17 protein-coding genes are annotated in these 17,112 nt (G+C 52.5%); 4 read left to right on the top strand and 13 right to left on the bottom strand.

What is annotated here, in order from left to right:
- Positions 1 to 199: 199 nt before the first annotated feature.
- The 4 genes from NQF64_RS07455 (at position 200) to NQF64_RS07440 (ending at position 9,517) form a co-directional block, all read left to right on the top strand.
- The gene (locus tag NQF64_RS07455) at positions 200 to 1,381 is read left to right on the top strand and encodes an efflux RND transporter periplasmic adaptor subunit (protein WP_099026810.1); all 1,182 of its coding nucleotides are present in this window, start codon (positions 200 to 202) and stop codon (positions 1,379 to 1,381) included.
- A gap of 24 nt (positions 1,382 to 1,405) precedes the next feature.
- A complete protein-coding gene (locus NQF64_RS07450; protein WP_266106950.1) occupies positions 1,406 to 4,594 on the top strand; it encodes an efflux RND transporter permease subunit in 3,189 nt (1,062 codons plus the stop codon).
- On the top strand, positions 4,591 to 7,872 hold the full coding sequence (locus NQF64_RS07445) for an efflux RND transporter permease subunit (protein WP_266106949.1): 3,282 nt from the start codon (positions 4,591 to 4,593) through the stop codon (positions 7,870 to 7,872). Before NQF64_RS07450 ends, NQF64_RS07445 begins: the two co-directional genes overlap by 4 nt.
- 109 nt (positions 7,873 to 7,981) lie before the next feature.
- Entirely contained in the window at positions 7,982 to 9,517 is a 1,536-nt protein-coding gene (locus tag NQF64_RS07440; RefSeq protein WP_266106948.1) for an efflux transporter outer membrane subunit, read from the top strand.
- Between the two features lie 57 nt (positions 9,518 to 9,574).
- Here NQF64_RS07440 and NQF64_RS07435 read toward each other — a convergent pair whose 3' ends face one another.
- The 13 genes from NQF64_RS07435 to rpsH form a co-directional block, all read right to left on the bottom strand.
- Positions 9,575 to 9,745, bottom strand: coding sequence for a hypothetical protein (locus NQF64_RS07435; protein ID WP_180794217.1), 171 nt, complete (start codon positions 9,743 to 9,745; stop codon positions 9,575 to 9,577).
- A 100-nt stretch (positions 9,746 to 9,845) separates the two neighbouring features.
- Positions 9,846 to 10,262, bottom strand: coding sequence for a 50S ribosomal protein L17 (gene rplQ / locus NQF64_RS07430; protein WP_099026813.1), 417 nt, complete (start codon positions 10,260 to 10,262; stop codon positions 9,846 to 9,848).
- Between the two features lie 44 nt (positions 10,263 to 10,306).
- Positions 10,307 to 11,326, bottom strand: a complete 1,020-nt coding sequence (locus tag NQF64_RS07425; RefSeq protein WP_099027039.1) for a DNA-directed RNA polymerase subunit alpha — start codon at positions 11,324 to 11,326, stop codon at positions 10,307 to 10,309.
- Positions 11,327 to 11,466: 140 nt separating this feature from the next.
- The gene (gene rpsK, locus NQF64_RS07420; RefSeq protein WP_043557862.1) at positions 11,467 to 11,859 is read right to left on the bottom strand and encodes a 30S ribosomal protein S11; all 393 of its coding nucleotides are present in this window, start codon (positions 11,857 to 11,859) and stop codon (positions 11,467 to 11,469) included.
- Positions 11,860 to 11,909: 50 nt separating this feature from the next.
- Entirely contained in the window at positions 11,910 to 12,287 is a 378-nt protein-coding gene (gene rpsM, locus NQF64_RS07415) for a 30S ribosomal protein S13 (protein WP_099026814.1), read from the bottom strand.
- Between the two features lie 204 nt (positions 12,288 to 12,491).
- Positions 12,492 to 13,070: an adenylate kinase gene (locus tag NQF64_RS07410; RefSeq protein WP_266106947.1), complete on the bottom strand. Its 579-nt coding sequence runs from the start codon at positions 13,068 to 13,070 to the stop codon at positions 12,492 to 12,494.
- Positions 13,071 to 13,072: 2 nt separating this feature from the next.
- Positions 13,073 to 14,446 carry a preprotein translocase subunit SecY gene (gene secY / locus NQF64_RS07405; protein WP_099026816.1) on the bottom strand — a complete coding sequence of 458 codons (1,374 nt, stop codon included), beginning with the start codon at positions 14,444 to 14,446 and terminating at the stop codon, positions 13,073 to 13,075.
- A 93-nt stretch (positions 14,447 to 14,539) separates the two neighbouring features.
- Positions 14,540 to 15,028, bottom strand: coding sequence for a 50S ribosomal protein L15 (rplO, locus tag NQF64_RS07400; protein WP_099026817.1), 489 nt, complete (start codon positions 15,026 to 15,028; stop codon positions 14,540 to 14,542).
- 1 nt (position 15,029) lies between these two features.
- Entirely contained in the window at positions 15,030 to 15,221 is a 192-nt protein-coding gene (gene rpmD, locus NQF64_RS07395; RefSeq protein WP_266106946.1) for a 50S ribosomal protein L30, read from the bottom strand.
- Positions 15,214 to 15,783 (bottom strand): 30S ribosomal protein S5, encoded by a 570-nt coding sequence (gene rpsE / locus NQF64_RS07390; RefSeq protein WP_099026819.1) that lies wholly within the window; start codon positions 15,781 to 15,783, stop codon positions 15,214 to 15,216. The genes rpmD and rpsE overlap by 8 nt, the downstream gene beginning before the upstream one ends.
- Before the next feature lie 12 nt (positions 15,784 to 15,795).
- Positions 15,796 to 16,158 (bottom strand): 50S ribosomal protein L18, encoded by a 363-nt coding sequence (gene rplR / locus NQF64_RS07385; RefSeq protein WP_099026820.1) that lies wholly within the window; start codon positions 16,156 to 16,158, stop codon positions 15,796 to 15,798.
- Positions 16,158 to 16,694, bottom strand: coding sequence for a 50S ribosomal protein L6 (rplF, locus tag NQF64_RS07380; RefSeq protein ID WP_099026821.1), 537 nt, complete (start codon positions 16,692 to 16,694; stop codon positions 16,158 to 16,160). The genes rplR and rplF overlap by 1 nt, the downstream gene beginning before the upstream one ends.
- A 9-nt stretch (positions 16,695 to 16,703) precedes the next feature.
- The gene (gene rpsH, locus NQF64_RS07375; protein ID WP_099026822.1) at positions 16,704 to 17,102 is read right to left on the bottom strand and encodes a 30S ribosomal protein S8; all 399 of its coding nucleotides are present in this window, start codon (positions 17,100 to 17,102) and stop codon (positions 16,704 to 16,706) included.
- Positions 17,103 to 17,112 lie beyond the last annotated feature (10 nt).

The following is a 17,112-nucleotide window of genomic DNA, read 5'->3' as shown; positions in this document are numbered from 1 at the left end:
GTTGATATGCAACCCCCCTATCCATTCTTCAAGGGGGCAACGGGGCTACACGACCAGAAGAGTGTATATTTTTTATAAATACAAAATGTTAAGGTGTCATTCCATGGTATAAGTCCTATTATGTGCCCGCTTTATGCCACAATCTTTGGCACCATTACCTCACATTGCTCTACCATTATCATAAGAAAGTCACATCCCTATGAGTCCCGCCCTATCCCCACAACATCCCTCTCCTTCAAAGGGGAAAAAATGGTGGATTACGGGGGTTACGCTACTAGTTATCCTCATCATTGCTTGGCGTTTACATAGCACTAACCAACATACATCCCAGCATCATGGTGACGCTGCACCAGCTGTAGCCATCGCTACCGCACATCGCGCGGCTATGCCGGTTATCCTCCAGCTCCTCGGGACAGTAGTCCCCATCACCAATGTTACCATTACCCCGCGCGTTAGCGGCCATATCTTGGCCGTATATTACCAAGAGGGGCAGCATGTTCACCGCGGTGATGTGCTAGAGCTCATCGACCCACGCCCTTATGAAGCAACATTGCATCAATATCAGGGTACCCTTGCTGCGGACCGTGCCCAGCTTGCCAAAGCGCGTGTCGATAATGCGCGCTATCAGCGTTTGATCAAACAGAACTCCACCTCCGCTATGTTAGCACGCGACCAAGAATTTACCGTCCAACAGCTGGAAGGTCAGGTCGCTTTTGATGAAGCAAATGTCCGTAATGCGGAGCTCAATGTCATGTATTGCCACATTACAGCCCCTGTAGATGGGCGCGTAGGTATTCGTGCCTTAGATGTAGGTAATTACGTCACAATAGGCCAATCTGGTGGGCTAACGACCCTTACCCAGATGCAGCCTATTTCCGTCATTTTTACATTACCACAAAATAACTTACCTGAGGTCCAAGAGCAGCTTAATCGCCATCCCTCCCTCACTGTGGAGGCATGGAGCAGCGATAACACCCGTAAGCTTGCCACAGGGACGGTTAATGCGTTGGATAGCCAAATTGATACCTCAACAGGGACGGTGCGGTTACGTGGTATCTTCCCCAATGAGGATGAACGCCTCTTTCCTAATGAGTTTGTCAATGCACATCTCTTAGTACAGACCATCCAAAACGCATTACTTGTGCCAAGCAATGCCATCCAAACCGGGCCGGATGGACAATTTGTTTATGTCATTGAGAAGGATATGACGGCCGTTGTCCACCCTGTAAAACTAGGCCAGAGTGATGATAATAACAGCGTCATCCTCTCTGGCGTGGCAGAGGGAGACCGCATCGTCACTGATGGGATTAATCATCTCCGCCCCGGCAGTAAAGTTACCATCGCCGCTGGCCCGGCTGACACAACAACCACACACCCTTAATACTCCGTTTGAGCTTGTGAGCCTGTGAATCCTTCTCGTCTCTTTATCGAACGCCCCGTTGCGACCAGCTTGCTTATGCTGGGCATTATGCTGGCTGGGTTATTAGGGTATCATTTCCTCCCCCTCTCCGCTTTGCCAGAGGTCGAATACCCTACCATCACCGTTTCGACCTTCTACCCCGGTGCCAGCCCTGATGTGATGAGTACCTCTGTCACAGCCCCGCTAGAGACACAATTAGGGCAGATGGCTGGGTTAGACCGAATGACCTCCCAATCCTCTGGGGGGGCCTCTGTCATCACATTGCGCTTCGGCTTAGACATGAAGATGGATATTGCCGAGCAAGAAGTGCAAGCCGCCATCAATAATGCTGGCTCTCTCCTGCCTAATGACCTTCCCGCCCCGCCGATTTACGCCAAGGTCAACCCCGCTGATACACCCATCATGACGCTCGGCATCACCTCCCGCACCTTGCCGCTGCCGGAGGTGGAAGATTACGTCAACACACGCTTAGAGCAAAAGATAAGCCAAATCTCCGGTGTGGGGCTCGTGACCCTCTCCGGGGGGAACCGCAAGGCTTATCGCATACAAATCAACATCCCTAAACTTACCTCATACGGCATCGCGCTAGATACTGTCCGCACCATCATTGGTACGGTGAATGTCAACTCCCCTACAGGGACGTTCGATGGCCCCCATCATGCGACCTCACTCCGCATTGATGGGCAAATACAATCCGTCGAACAACTTATGAATCAGGTCATTGCGTATCAAAATAACGGGCCTATCCGTTTGCGGGATGTTGGGCGCGTTGTGGAGGGGGCCGAAAATAACCAGCTTGCGGCATGGGCCAATAAAACCCCGGCTCTTATCCTCAATATTCAACGCCAACCCGGCGCGAATGTGATTGCCGTGGCTGATAATGTACGCGCCATCCTCCCCCGCTTACAGCAAGACCTCCCACCGGGGATTGATATCATCCCCTTAACAGACCGTACCACCACCATCCGCGCCTCTGTTCATGATGTTGGGCTAGAGCTCATCTTGGCGATGCTACTCGTTGTGGGGGTGATTTTTGTCTTTCTTTGCAATATCCCTGCGACCATCATCCCCGGCCTTTCTGTCCCTCTCTCGCTGATTGGGACACTCTCGGCAATGTATTTGCTGGGCTTCTCGCTGGATAATCTCTCCCTTATGTCCCTTACCATTGCCTCTGGCTTTGTGGTGGATGATGCCATTGTGGTGATTGAAAATATCTCCCGCTTTGTAGAAGCAGGCGAGGACCGTTATACAGCCGCCCTTAAAGGGGCCAAAGAGATTGGCTTTACCATCATCTCACTCACAGTCTCACTAATTGCTGTGCTTATCCCGCTGCTTTTTATGAGCGATGTGGTGGGGCGTCTCTTCCATGAATTCGCGATGACCTTGGCCATCACTATCTCCCTCTCGGCTCTTATCTCCATCACCCTTGTCCCGATGATGTGCGCACGGATGCTGAGTGAACGCCACAAACCCAACAGCACACCACGGGGGAGAGTACATTGGCTCACACGCTTTGCCGACTTCATGCAGGAGATGATGGACTGGCTCATCGCCCGGTATGATCGCGGCTTAGCGATTGTCTTTCGCCACCAACCATTAACCCTCATTGTCGCCGCAGCGAGTATTCTCATGACCGGTCTGCTCGCATGGGGCATACCGAAAGGCTTTTTCCCCTCCCAAGATAGCGGTGTCATACAGGGGATTTCCGTCATGCCGGCTAATATATCTTTTGAGGGCATGAAAACACGGCAAGCTGAACTCGGACGGCTCATCCTCCAAGACCCTGATGTGGTAAGCCTCTCCTCCTTTATCGGGATTGATGGGCAAAATATGACCCTCAATTCTGGCCGGTTTCTCATTAATCTAAAGCCTAAAGACGAACGCAACAGCTCCCTTGATGCCATACAAGCCCGGCTTAATGCCGCAGCACGCACCCTCCCCGGCACGCGTCTTTACACCCAGCCCGTCCAAGACCTCTCGCTGGAGACATCCGTCTCAGCCATGCAATATCAATTCATGCTTGAAACACCCGATTATGACGATTTCTCCCTCTGGGTGCCGCGCTTTCTTGATGCCCTCAAGCATGAGCCTTCCCTCAATGATGTGACCTCCGACCTCCAAGCGGATGGTCTAACGGCTATGCTTACGCTGGACCGTACCAATGGGGCGCGTTATTCCATCACCCCGCAGACGGTCGATAATTTGCTTTATGATAGCTTTGGCCAACGGCAAGTTTCCACCATCTACACACAATCCAACCAATATCGTGTCATTTTAGAGGCTGACCCGCGCTTCCAACAGAGCCAAAAAAGCCTCTCAGAACTTTATCTACCGGGTATCGCCTCCGAGGCGGGGAGCAGCACAAGCGGGCCAACACGCCAGCCGACCTCAGGGTTAGTACCGCTCTTGCAAGTCACCAGCCTAAGCCGGCTGACCTCGCCTTTGCTCATCACGCATTATGGGCAATTCCCCGCCACGACAATTTCTTTCAATCTCGCGCCACATCATGCGCTGGGGGAGGCCACAACCGCCATTGAGCATATCCGCCAGAAGATTGGCCTCCCCGGCACCTTCCAAACCGCCTTTCAAGGCACGGCTGCTGCCTTTAAAAATGCACTGGGCAATGAGCTCGGCCTCGTCATCGCTGCGATTGTAGCGGTCTATATCGTGCTAGGCGTGCTGTATGAGAGCTTCATTCACCCTATCACCATTCTCTCTACCCTCCCCTCCGCTGCGATTGGGGCGTTCCTAGGGCTTTATGGCTTTGGGATGCCCCTGGATATTATGGGCATTATCGGCATTGTGCTGCTCATCGGCATCGTCAAGAAAAACGCGATTATGATGATCGACTTCGCCCTCCAAGCGGAGCGACAAGATAATCTCCCCCCCCTTGAGGCCATACGCCAAGCCGCTTTGCTCCGCTTCCGCCCGATTTTGATGACAACACTCGCCGCCCTTTTTGGGGCACTCCCCCTCCTCCTCAGCAGTGGCACAGGGGCAGAATTACGCCGCCCGCTAGGCGTGACGATTGTCTTTGGGTTAATGCTCTCCCAGCTTCTAACGCTCTTTACAACGCCAGTGATCTACCTCTTCATGAACGCTTGTAGCTTGAAGGTGCGGGGGGTTATCCAAAAACACCTCCATAAATCTGAACAACCTGCACAAACACCGTGAGTTTTATTCGCCTCTTTGTCAGCCGCCCCGTCGGCACGCTCCTAATGACGCTGGCGATGGTTCTTGCGGGCTGCCTTGGCTATCATTATCTCCCCGTCTCGGACTTACCCGATGTCGATTACCCTGTGGTGATGGTCATTGCCAACCAACCTGGCGGCTCCCCCTCTGAAATTGCCAGCACCATTGCCGAGCCTTTAGAGCGCCATTTAGGGGCCATTGCGGGGGTGCGGGAAATGACCTCCCAATCCACCGTTAATCAAACCCGCATCCTCCTCCAATTTGACCTCTCACGCGATATTAATGGGGCCGCGCGCGATGTCCAATCAGCCCTCCGCGCTGCACGGCAAGACTTGCCTACAACCCTCCGCAGCGACCCTAGCTATATGAAGGCAAACGCGAATGGGCCGCCTATCATGGTCCTTACGCTCACTTCCTCAACCCGTACCCCTCAACAGCTTTATGATTTCGCCAATAACATCGTCCTCCCCGGCCTGAGCCAAGTAAAAGGGGTCGGCAATGTCGATATTCGCGGCAGTGCGCTACCCGCTGTCCGTGTGGAGGTTAATCCGTTACGGCTCTTCCGCTATGGGATTGGGTTTGAGGATATTCGCGCTGCTCTAACCTCTGCTAACGCCCATACGCCCAAAGGCTTTATCGAGAACCATAATCAGCGTTTCATCCTCGCTACGAATGACCAAGCTACACAAGCAAGTGCCTATCGTTCCCTCATCATCGCCTATCGCAATAACCAACCTGTCCGCCTCTCCGATGTCGCTGATGTCGTTGATAGTGCGGAAGACCTCCGCCAAGCAGGTTATGTGAATGGTCAGCCAGATATTATCTGCACCGTTTATCCCCAAAGTGGGGCTAACATCATCCAAACGACCGATGGGCTAAAAGCACGTTTGCCACTCCTGCGCACAGCTTTGCCGGGTAATACACGTTTGGACCTCCAGCTTGACCGCTCTATCACCATTCGCGCCTCACTAGCTGATACACAACGGACCCTCATCCTCGCTGTAGGGTTAGTGGTTCTGGTCGTTCTTTTCTTCCTACGCGATGGGGTGGCTGTCCTCATCCCTGCGCTTGTCGTCCCCGCTTCCATCATCACCACATTCGCCTTTATGAAACTGCTAGGCTATCAGCTTGATATTATGTCGCTGATGGCCCTCACCATCGTCACAGGCTTTGTTGTGGATGATGCCATTGTGGTGTTGGAGAACATCACACGCCATCAGGAAATGGGAAAATCTGCCTATAAAGCGGCCATAGACGGCACGGGGGAGGTCGTCTTTACTGTCATGTCCATCACCTTATCGCTGATTGTCGTTTTTCTCCCCATCTTGCTGATGGAAGGGGTCTCTGGCCTTTTCTTTCATGAATTTGCCATGACAATCATCATCGCACTTTGTGTCTCGATGGTGTTATCCCTAACCTTAGCCCCCATGCTCAGTGCCCAGCTTCTCGCTCTGCAAGAGCATAAACAGGCGCGCACCTCCATAGGGATAATCCGCACCAGCCTAAAATGGTGTAGCCATAAGCTGGATTATGGCTTCCAACGCCTCACCGTAGGCTATATGCGCTCGCTCTACGCTGTGATGGCCCATCCAAAACTCGTCCTCCTCTCCCTACCGCTCAGCCTCCTTCTCGCCGGTTGGCTCTTCACCTCCCTGCCCAAGGAGCTCTTCCCCCAGCAGGACCAGAGTATGATTATGGGGCGGCTTGTGGCAGACCAGGATATTTCCTTCCATGCGTTGCAGGCCCTCACCATTAGGGCCGAAAAACGCCTCGCCCAAGACCCTGATGTCATCAGTGCGATTGGGGGATTAGGCAAACGCTCCTCTAATTCGGTCAATATGTTCATCACCCTCAAGCCGAAGGGAGAACGCAAGGATGATATCTCTGTCACGATTAATCGCTTGAACCATCTTTTTTCTCACCAAGCCGGGCTATCCCTCCGCCTCCGCCTACCGAGCCTCATCGGCGGGGGCGCGCGCTCAACTGATGGGGCGTATCAATATAGCTTACAGGGCAACTCTGCCGAGGAGCTTTACCAATGGACCCCACGCGTGGTTGAAGCCCTCTCACACTTGCCTATGCTCACTGATGTAACCTCTGATATGGAGCAAGGCGGCCGTGGCATCACCCTCGCCCTCACACGCGATGTAGAAGCCCGCTATAACATTACCCCGCAGCTCGCCAGCAACGCGCTTTATGACGCTTTTGGACAACGCGCAGCCTCTGTGATTTATGAGCCATTAAATCAATATCGCGTCATTATGGAGGCCGCGCCCATCTTCTGGTCCGACCCGCACTTCCTCACGCAAATGCGGGTGAGTGTAACAGGCGGTACAGCCAACGGGGCTTATGCCACCAATAATATCCGTGTCCGTGCGCATGACACCTCCAGCGCATCACTCTCCGAAGGGCAGCTCTCTTATCTAAACTCTGTCGCTAATGCCCTTGCAGGGGGTAAGTCCGCCTCTAATGGCTCTGCCGTTACAACCCGCAGTGAGACTATGGTCCCCCTCCCTCTGCTTGGCCCCTTAAAACAGGTCAATGACCCCCTCGCGGTTAATCATCAAGGCCAGTTTGTCGCGACAACTTTATCCTTCAACCTCGCCCCCGGTGCCGCTTTAGGGGACGCCATTACCGCGATTAACCAAGCCATGGTGCAACTCCATCTCCCGCGCGAGATTCAAGGTGGCTTCGCTGGCAATGCAGCCAGTTTGCAAAAATCTGTAAGCCGAGAGCCGCTCCTAATTCTCGCCGCGTTAATAGCCGTTTATGTCGTCCTCGGTATTTTATATGAAAGCTTAGTCCACCCGCTAACAATCCTCTCCACCCTGCCTTCAGCCGGCGTAGGGGCCTTGCTGGCTGTCACCCTCTTTGGCCAGCCTTTCTCCCTCCTCACCCTCATCGGTGTTATTTTGCTCATCGGCATTGTGAAAAAGAACGCCATTATGCTGATTGACTTTGCCATCCAAGCCCGCCAGCATGGCAAATCCGCACAAGAAGCCATCATGACCGCAAGCCGGCTACGCTTCCGCCCTATTTTGATGACAACCTTCGCCGCTGCCTTCGGGGCGGTCCCATTACTCATCGGCGGGGATTATGGGAGTGAGATGCGCAAACCGCTCGGCCTCTCTATTCTTGGTGGCCTCTGCCTAAGCCAACTCCTGACCCTATACACCACCCCCGTAGTTTATCTCTCCCTAGATAGACTAAGCCAGCACCTGCGCTCTTGGATGCCTCGCCATCCCCCCACGGCAGACTAACACGCGATGATACATCCGTAGATTTTACAATTCTAAAAAAGTAATAACTACCTTTGCGAAAGCTTCAGCTGATATAGCATGCCTTAATATAGTGCTGCTTTTGGTCATAATGCGGATCGTCATGCTTATTCCCTCTCGTCTCTTTTATAAAATTACCGCCCTAACAATAGGGGGCGGCCTCGCTCTAAGTGGGTGCATGGTCGGGCCGAATTATAAAAAACCACAAGCAATTATCTCGCCCCGTTTTAAAGAAGCGCCCCCGCCTGCCGGGTGGGCAAAGGCTAACCCTTACCTCAGCACCTTACCCAAAGGCGATTGGTGGCAGGTATTTAACGACCCCACCTTAAATAAATTAGAAGAAGAGGTTAGCCTCTCTAACCAAAGCTTAAAGCAATATGAGGCGCAGTATCGCAAAGCCCGTGCGATGATTGATTCCGTTCGCGCTAGCCTCTTCCCTACCCTTAACGGCAAGTTCAGCTTTAATCGCAATTCTAGCGGAGGACGCACCACAAGCGGCCTCGCCGATAGCCCCCACACCTTCGTCACAACAACGAACACATGGGTCACCGGCCCAAGTGCGAGTTGGACCATTGACGTATGGGGCATGATTCGTCGGCAAATCCAACAGCAGGTCACCTCAACGCAAGCGAATGCAGCCTTACTGGCTAATATGCGTCTCTCTTACGAGCTGGAGCTCGCTAATGACTATATGGACCTCCGCTATCAGGATAGTCTGATTGATCTCTACAGCCGTAATGTCCATCTCTATCAACATAACTTAGAGATCCTGACCAATCAGCTAGCCGCTGGTGTAGCTGACCCAACAAGTGTTTACCAAGCACGCTATCAATTAGAATCCACCCAAGCCAATCTCGCAGGTGCCCGTGTGACGCGTGCGCAATATGAGCACGCTATTGCTGTCTTAACAGGCCACCCCCCCGCCGAGGTGACGATTCCCCACGCACCTCTACCCTTTACATTACCAACAATTCCGCCCTTTTTACCCTCTGACCTCCTCCAAAGGCGGCCCGACATTGCCCAAGCTGAACGGGAAATGGAAAGCTATAATGCTGAAATCGGCTATGAGATTGGAGCCTTCTTCCCACAGATCACCCTGTCCGCCAGCTATGGCTATAGCGGTAATCCACTCCAACATCTCATCCAGCTTGCCACCCGCACATGGTCCCTTGGCGCTGCAGCTAATGAAACACTCTTTGAAGGCGGGGCACGCTCCGCTGCTGTGCGAGAAGCCGAAGCCGATTATGACGGTGCCGTAGCGAATTACCGCCAAGTCGTACTAAAAGCCCTGCAAGATACCGAAGACCAGCTTTCAAACCTGCATTATCTGAGCGAGCAGATGACCTTCCAAGAACAAGCCCTCAATAGCGCACAACAAGCCGTCACTGTCTCCATGAACGAATATCTTGCTGGGACGCAGATCTACACCACCGTCATCACCGCCCAACAAACAGCCCTGCAATATGAGGAAATGAGGCTACAAATCCAGCAACAGCGTGTCACCAGCACAATCCGTCTGATCACCGACCTCGGCGGTGGATGGAATACCAATAAACTTCCCACCAAAGACTCCTTGCAGACAGATAACCCCTTCCTCCCTAGCTTTATTCAAAAAGATAAAAACTAAACAAAAGGCGTTCCCCTTATTGAGGAACGCCTTTTTAATAATCCAGCCTTATCCCGTTTAGGAACAGCTGCCTTTACGACAGGCCGCCCCCTTCTTTCGCCCGAAAAGCAGCCCCACAATAAAGGCCAACCCCGTCCATCCCCAAGGATGGTCCATCACGAGGTCCTCCATCACATCCTTCACAAGCCCCAGAATAGAGTGGCATGTATTTATCAGATCAGAACTCATGGCTACACCTGCTTTTCTATCGGGTTGCGCTTAACCCACGAAAAAAGGCCGATGCCCCAAAGCACCGACCTTTCCTTTATTCTCCTATTGGAGAAAAAGCTCAAGCAGCTTCCTGATTTTCTTTCTGCTCCGGCCCGCTATCTTTGCCTTTTTCAGCAACATCACGGTCGACCAGTTCAATCACAGCCATATCGGCATTATCACCATAACGCACACCGGCCTTCAGCACGCGGCTATAGCCGCCAGCACGGTTTGCGTAACGCTGTCCTAAAACAGAGAATAATTTGCTCACGATGGCATCATCACGCAATTGGGCAAATGCCTGACGGCGTGCATGAAGCGTACCGCGCTTACCCAAGGTGATCAGCTTCTCAACAACCGGGCGCAGCTCCTTAGCCTTTGGTAAGGTTGTGGAGATTTGCTCATGTTTAATGAGTGCAACAGCCATATTACGGAACATAGCTGCGCGATGAGTGGAGGTGACGCCAAGTTTACGTCCGCTCAGATTATGACGCATTTTCTTTCCCTAATCCTTTGCCCGAACTTCCCAGCCGGGGCTTTTTAGAAGGTCTCATCAAGACGCCGGGCCAGATCCTCAATGCTTTCTGGCGGCCAAGCAGGGACATTCATCCCCAGCGAGAGGCCCATGCCCGTTAGCACCTCTTTGATCTCATTCAGCGACTTACGACCGAAATTCGGAGTCCGCAACATTTCCTGCTCGCTCTTCTGCACGAGATCGCCAATATAAACAATATTGTCGTTCTTCAGGCAGTTTGCACTACGCACGGAAAGCTCAAGCTCATCCACTTTCCGAAGAAGGTGACGGCTAAAGGGCAGATCATCCTGCGGCTCTTCATTCTGCACCGGACGCGGCTCATCAAAATTGATGAAGAGCTGAAGCTGATCCTGCATGATACGCGCCGCCAATGCCAAAGCATCTTCCGGCGTAACCACCCCATTGGTCTCAATGCTCAACAGCAATTTATCATAGTCGGTGACCTGCCCAACACGCGTTGGCTCTACCTTATAAGAGACGCGTTGCACTGGGGAATAAATCGCATCAATGGGGATCAAACCAATTGGCGCATCATCAGGACGATTCGCGGAGGCGGGGACATAGCCCTTCCCCATATTCACCGTGAATTCCATCCCAAACTTCACATCATCATCAAGCGTGCAGATCACCAGATCTGGGTTCATGATCTCGATATCATGGCCCGTCTGAATTTGCCCTGCCGTCACTTCCCCCGGCCCAGTTGCCGTGAGAACCATACGCTTTGGTCCCTCACCATGCATCCGCAAAGCAAGCTGCTTCACATTCAACACGATGTCGGTTACGTCCTCGCGCACACCCGCTACGGACGAAAATTCATGCAGAACCCCATCAATCTGGATGGCTGTAACAGCAGCACCCTGAAGCGATGAAAGAAGAATACGGCGCAGAGCATTCCCGACTGTTAAACCAAAGCCACGCTCAAGTGGCTCAGCAACAATGGTTGCCATGCGGGAAGGAACCGGGCCGGGCTCGACCTCAAGCTTCTCCGGTTTGATGAGAGACTGCCAGTTTTTCTGGAGAACCAAGATCATGGCCTTTCAAACAACGAAGCCCGCCTTTCTGGCGGTGCCAGGCCCGCACATGTCGTGCGGTACGAACTTACCAAGGCCGAGCTGGCTGCACCATCCAATCGTGACAACCAACCCAACCAAATTAAATGTCCGCCTTAAACGCGACGACGCTTGCGCGGACGACAACCGTTATGTGGCACTGGTGTCATGTCACGAATAGACGTGATTGTAAAACCAACAGCCTGCAAAGCACGTAAAGCACTCTCACGCCCTGAACCTGGACCAGAGACCTCAATCTCCAGCGTTTCCATCCCATGCTCACGCGCTTTACGCCCAGCATCCTCAGCAGCAACCTGTGCCGCATAAGGTGTGGATTTACGAGACCCCTTAAAACCCTGAGCCCCAGAAGAAGACCACGCAATCGCATTACCTTGGGCATCAGCAATCGTGATCATTGTGTTGTTAAAGGTCGAAAGAACATGCGCAACACCAGAGATGATGTTTTTACGCTCCTTCTTACGAATACGCGGTGCGGCAGCCTTGGCCATAATATGCTCGTCCTACTAAATCTGCAAAAGCGTCACAGAAAACGCGTCGTTTAGCGCGTTGCCTTCTTCTTACCAGCAATGGCAACAGCCTTGCCCTTACGGGTGCGCGCATTTGTATGCGTACGCTGCCCACGAACCGGCAGACCACGGCGATGACGCAGACCACGATAGCAGCCAAGGTCCATCAGACGTTTGATATTCATCGCCGTTTCACGACGAAGATCACCCTCTACACGGTACTCGCTGTCGATCAGATCACGAATCTTCGTGACTTCATCGTCAGAAAGCTCATTCACGCGCTTAGCATCATCAATACCGAGCTTTGCACAGATAGCCTGTGCGCTCGATGGACCAATGCCATAAACATAGCGCAGACCGATGACCACCCGTTTGTTGGTCGGAATGTTTACGCCGGCAATACGTGCCACGCCAATTCTCCCATCCACACGGCTTATAGCCGCGTTGCCAAAAATCTTTGTCTGACCGGACCATGGCCGCTCACCGGCATCAGTCCTTACGAACGATTCCAACCCCAAATGAGGCCCGGCACGTTCAACTTATGCTGGGCGAATATACTGCCCTGCCAGACAAGTCAAACAATAAAGATCACTTTTTCGTGATCAGCTCACTCCTCAAGACGATCTCTGATCAAGAATAGCGTCAATCGCCTTCCCTACAGCTTCAACATCTTGCATCCCATCAACGCGCTTCAAACGACCATTTTGCTCATAATACGGCAAAATAGGAGCTGTTTGCTTCCGATACGTCTCTAAGCGTGCATGAATGACCTCTGGATGGTCATCCGCCCGCCGCGAACCATCATCATGCTGACGTTCACAAAGACGCTTCACTAAAGCCTCCTCGTTTACCTCCAACAGAATCACGGCATCAATTTTTAGATTCCGTTTCTTCAACATAGAATCCAAAATCTCAGCCTGCGCCTCCGTGCGAGGGAAACCATCTAAAATGACCCCCTTCACACAATCGGGCTGCTCAATACGATTCTCAATCATCTGGACTATAATAGGATCCGGCACAAAATGTCCCTTATCCATTAGCCCTTTAACTTCCAAACCAATCGGCGATTGCGCTTTAACCTCGGCACGCAACATATCCCCTGTGGAAATTTGCTTCATGCCGCGGCGGGCCTCAAGACGCTTTGCTTGCGTCCCCTTCCCAGCACCTGGTGGGCCCAGAAGAATAATATTCATCCCTACCTCCGTCTTTCCCGACCGACGCGCCCGCGTACACGGCTACCACGCTCACGTTGTTTACGGATTAACCCCTGATATTGATGCGCCACCAGATGAGATTGTACCTGTGTAACCGTATCAATCGTAACAGAGACAATGATGATCAAGCTCGTCCCACCAAAGTAAAACGGCACATTATATTTATTGATCAAGAACTGCGGCAAAAGACAGACCAGCACCATGTATCCGGCACCAATACTCGTCAAACGCGACAAAATACGGTCAAAATAACGCGCCGTATTCGCCCCTGGACGAATACCCGGTACAAACCCGCCCTGCTTTCTAAGGTTGTCAGCTGTTTCTTCAGGATTAAATGTTACAGCCGCATAGAAATAGGAAAAGAAAATGATCATAAAGGCATAAAAAGCCATATAAAGTGGCTGCCCTTGAGAGAGCCACTGCCCAATACGCCCTAACACACCGCCATTATTGTGCATAAAGCCCGACAAAGTCGCCGGCACAAGCAAAACTGATGAAGCAAAAATGGGAGGAATCACACCCGCTGTGTTCACCTTAAGCGGCATATGTGTGGAATCACCACCATAAATCCGATTCCCCACCTGTCGCTTGGGATACTGGATAACAATACGCCGCTGCGCTTGCTCCATAAACACAATAAAGGCAATCACAACCAATGCTAAAATAAGAAAGACCACCACAAAAAGAGGTGACAAAGCGCCCGTTCTTCCTAGCTCGAACAACGTGCTAAGCGCATGCGGTAAATTAGCCACGATACCGGAGAAAATAATGAGAGAAATCCCATTCCCAATCCCACGCGACGTAATTTGCTCGCCCAACCACATAAGGAAGAGCGTCCCTGTTACCAACATAACAACATAAGAAACTAAGAAGGTCGGCCCAGGAGAAATGACTGCGCCTAATCCCGTCTTCGTATGCATGCTACTCAACCCCATAGCAAACCCATAGGCTTGGACTACGGCGATTAAGACCGTTAGATAACGTGTATATTGGTTAAGCTTTTTACGTCCTGTTTCACCCTCTTTCTTTAATGCCTCCATGGAAGGCAATGCTGTAGAAAGCAACTGAATGATAATAGACGCACTAATATAGGGCATGATGTTTAGAGCAAACAGCGTCATACGCCCCAAAGCACCACCTGTAAACATGTCAAACATGCCCAAGATACCGCCTTGGTGCTCTGCCACAAGTTGCCCCAAAACAGAAGCATCAATCCCCGGCACTGGAATAAAAGTGCCTAATCGATACACAATCAACGCACCAAGCGTAAACCAGATCCGCTTTTTCAGCTCTGTCGCTTTAGAAAAAGCACTCATATTCAGGTTACCGGCCAACTGTTCTGCTGCTGAAGCCATCTCCCTGTCCTTTCATGAAAACAGCGTCACCGCACATTGTACGGGACGCTGTTCACTCGTTCACTGTCGTCCCAGCAAGCCGGGCAGGAGAACTCAAGCCTCAGCCTGAACGTCCTTCTTAACGGTCAGAACCTTCACAGAGCCACCGGCCTTCTCCACCGCAGCCACAGCCGCTGCAGAAGCACCAGAGACCTCAAAGTTCACACCCTGAGACAACTCACCCTTAGCCAAAAGACGCACACCAGCGACTTTACGACTACCGATGAGCCCCGCCTGACGCAGCACGTCCTCAGTAATAGGCGCACCAGCGGAAAGCTTACCAGCTTCCAGAGCTTTGCTGACAGCACCAAGATTAACCGCCGCATATTCCTTACGGAAAATATTGACGAAGCCACGCTTCGGCATACGACGATAAATCGGTAGCTGACCACCCTCAAAGCCATTAATCGCTACGCCGGAACGTGCTTTCTGACCCTTATGGCCCTTACCGGACGTCTTGCCTTTACCAGAGCCGATACCACGCCCAAGACGTTTTTTACGGTAGCGAGCCCCAGCGTTATCACGCAATTCATTCAGGTTCATATCAAGCCTCCACCTTTACCAGATGGGACACCTTGCGGATCATCCCGCGGATGGAGGGGGTATCCTCCAACTCACGGCTGGAACCGATACCACGAAGGCCCAGCCCCCTTACCGTTTCCGCCTGACCCGGCTTGGAGCCGATCACAGAAGCGATCTGCGTCACCCGGATGGTCTTACCTTTTGTCTTAGACATTAGCAGCCTCCGTCTCCGACTGCTCACGACGGCCAAACAGCTCGAATGTCTTCTTACCACGACGTGCCGCAACCTGACGCGGGCTACTTGCACGCTCTAGGGCGTCAAATGCAGCCTTAATCATGTTGTGCGGGTTCCGTGTCCCTAGGCTTTTCGCGACAACATCGCTTACACCCAAGCTCTCAAAGACAGCACGAATTGGTCCACCAGCGATGATCCCCGTACCTGCCTCAGCAGCACGCACAACAACCTCGCCAGCCCCAAAACGCCCCACTGCATCATGATGCAGCGTACGGCCTTCCTTCATCGGAACGCGAATCATGTTACGGCGTGCACGCTCTGTCGCCTTACGAATGGCCTCAGGCACCTCACGGGCTTTACCCGCACCATACCCAACACGCCCTTTCTGATCGCCAACAACAACCAGAGCAGCAAAGGCAAAACGCCGACCGCCTTTAACAACTTTTGCAACGCGATTAATGGTTACGAGCTTATCAACAAGCTCATCACCCTGCTCACGCTCACGACCACCACGGCCGCCTTCTCTTGGCTCACGTGCCATGTGTGATCCTCCTTAGAAAGACAGCCCGCCCTCACGGGCAGCCTCTGCCAGGGCTTTCACCCGGCCATGATAGAGATAGGAGCCACGGTCGAACACAACCTCTTTGACCCCAGCCTTAACAGCGCGCTCTGCAACTAGCTTACCAATGACGGAAGCAGCTGCGATATTCGCACCGGTTTTACCGGCTTCACGAACAGCTTTCTCAAGCGTAGACGCACTGGCCAGTGTAACCCCACGCGCATCATCAATGACTTGAACGTGGATATTCTTGCTAGAACGGAAGACCGACAAACGCGGCCGGCCGCCGCTCTTGCGACGAAGCTGGAAACGCAACCGCTTGCGGCGACGCTCCTGCAATCCTTGCAGCGATGCCATTACTTCTTCTTACCTTCTTTCTGACGCAGAACTTCGGTCTCATAACGAACACCCTTGCCCTTATAAGGCTCAGGCTTACGGAAGCTGCGGATATCCAAAGCTACCTGACCAACGCGCTGCTTGTCGTTACCCTCAACCAAAATGGCTGTCGGACGCGGTGTTGTGATCTTCACATCAGATGGGATCGGATAGACCACATCATGTGAGAAACCGAGATTCATCACCAGATTGGAACCCTGAACAGCAGCACGGAAACCCGTTCCCTGAATCTCAAGCCCTTTCTGGAAACCTTCGGAAACACCCTTCACCATGTTTGCAAACACAGCACGAGATGTCCCCCACATCGTCCAACTCCGCGGGGTACGACCCCCTAGAGGAGAGACAGTGATCTTACCATCCGCAATCTTCACATCAACGAATGAAGATACCGGCACACTCAGCTCACCACGCTTGCCCTTGACGCAAAACATGCCGTCCTTGACAACCGCCTCAACCCCGGCGGGGAGCTCAATAGGATATTTACCTACGCGAGACATATTCCCTCCTTAGAAGACGCGGCAGAGGACCTCGCCACCAACATTGGCAGCACGAGCCTCAACGTCTGAAAGAACGCCACGCGGGGTGGAAAGGATAGAAACACCCAAACCAGCATAAACGCGGGGCAACTCTTTGATCTTGGAATATACGCGACGCCCCGGGCGGGAAACACGGTGAATCTCACGAATCACAGGCTGGCCATCGCTATATTTCAACTCAATACGGAACTGAGAGATACCCTTACGGACCTCCTCAGTTGTGTAACCGCGAATATATCCTTCGCGCTTTAACGCCTCAAGCACGCTAGCGCGCAGTTTAGAGGCCGGAGCAACGCAAGCAGCATGGCGGGCACGCTGAGCGTTACGGACCCGGGTGAGCATATCACCCAATGGATCAGACATAGACATTCAGACTACC

It is taken from the genome of Bombella saccharophila (assembly GCF_026385475.1).
Taxonomy (GTDB): Bacteria; Pseudomonadota; Alphaproteobacteria; order Acetobacterales; family Acetobacteraceae; genus Bombella; species Bombella saccharophila.
The sequence above is the reverse complement of the archived record's forward strand: the minus strand, read 5'-3'. Positions and strand labels throughout refer to the sequence as shown.

Coding starts and splice junctions, on each gene's coding strand:
- NQF64_RS07455 (WP_099026810.1), top strand. CDS start 200: ATGAGTCCCGCCCTATCCCCACAACATCCCTCTCCTTCAAAGGGGAAA.
- NQF64_RS07440 (WP_266106948.1), top strand. CDS start 7,982: ATGCGGATCGTCATGCTTATTCCCTCTCGTCTCTTTTATAAAATTACC.
- NQF64_RS07435 (WP_180794217.1), bottom strand. CDS start 9,745: ATGAGTTCTGATCTGATAAATACATGCCACTCTATTCTGGGGCTTGTG.
- rplQ (WP_099026813.1), bottom strand. CDS start 10,262: ATGCGTCATAATCTGAGCGGACGTAAACTTGGCGTCACCTCCACTCAT.
- rpsK (WP_043557862.1), bottom strand. CDS start 11,859: ATGGCCAAGGCTGCCGCACCGCGTATTCGTAAGAAGGAGCGTAAAAAC.
- NQF64_RS07410 (WP_266106947.1), bottom strand. CDS start 13,070: ATGAATATTATTCTTCTGGGCCCACCAGGTGCTGGGAAGGGGACGCAA.
- secY (WP_099026816.1), bottom strand. CDS start 14,446: ATGGCTTCAGCAGCAGAACAGTTGGCCGGTAACCTGAATATGAGTGCT.
- rplO (WP_099026817.1), bottom strand. CDS start 15,028: ATGAACCTGAATGAATTGCGTGATAACGCTGGGGCTCGCTACCGTAAA.
- rpmD (WP_266106946.1), bottom strand. CDS start 15,221: ATGTCTAAGACAAAAGGTAAGACCATCCGGGTGACGCAGATCGCTTCT.
- rpsE (WP_099026819.1), bottom strand. CDS start 15,783: ATGGCACGTGAGCCAAGAGAAGGCGGCCGTGGTGGTCGTGAGCGTGAG.
- rplR (WP_099026820.1), bottom strand. CDS start 16,158: ATGGCATCGCTGCAAGGATTGCAGGAGCGTCGCCGCAAGCGGTTGCGT.
- rplF (WP_099026821.1), bottom strand. CDS start 16,694: ATGTCTCGCGTAGGTAAATATCCTATTGAGCTCCCCGCCGGGGTTGAG.
- rpsH (WP_099026822.1), bottom strand. CDS start 17,102: ATGTCTATGTCTGATCCATTGGGTGATATGCTCACCCGGGTCCGTAAC.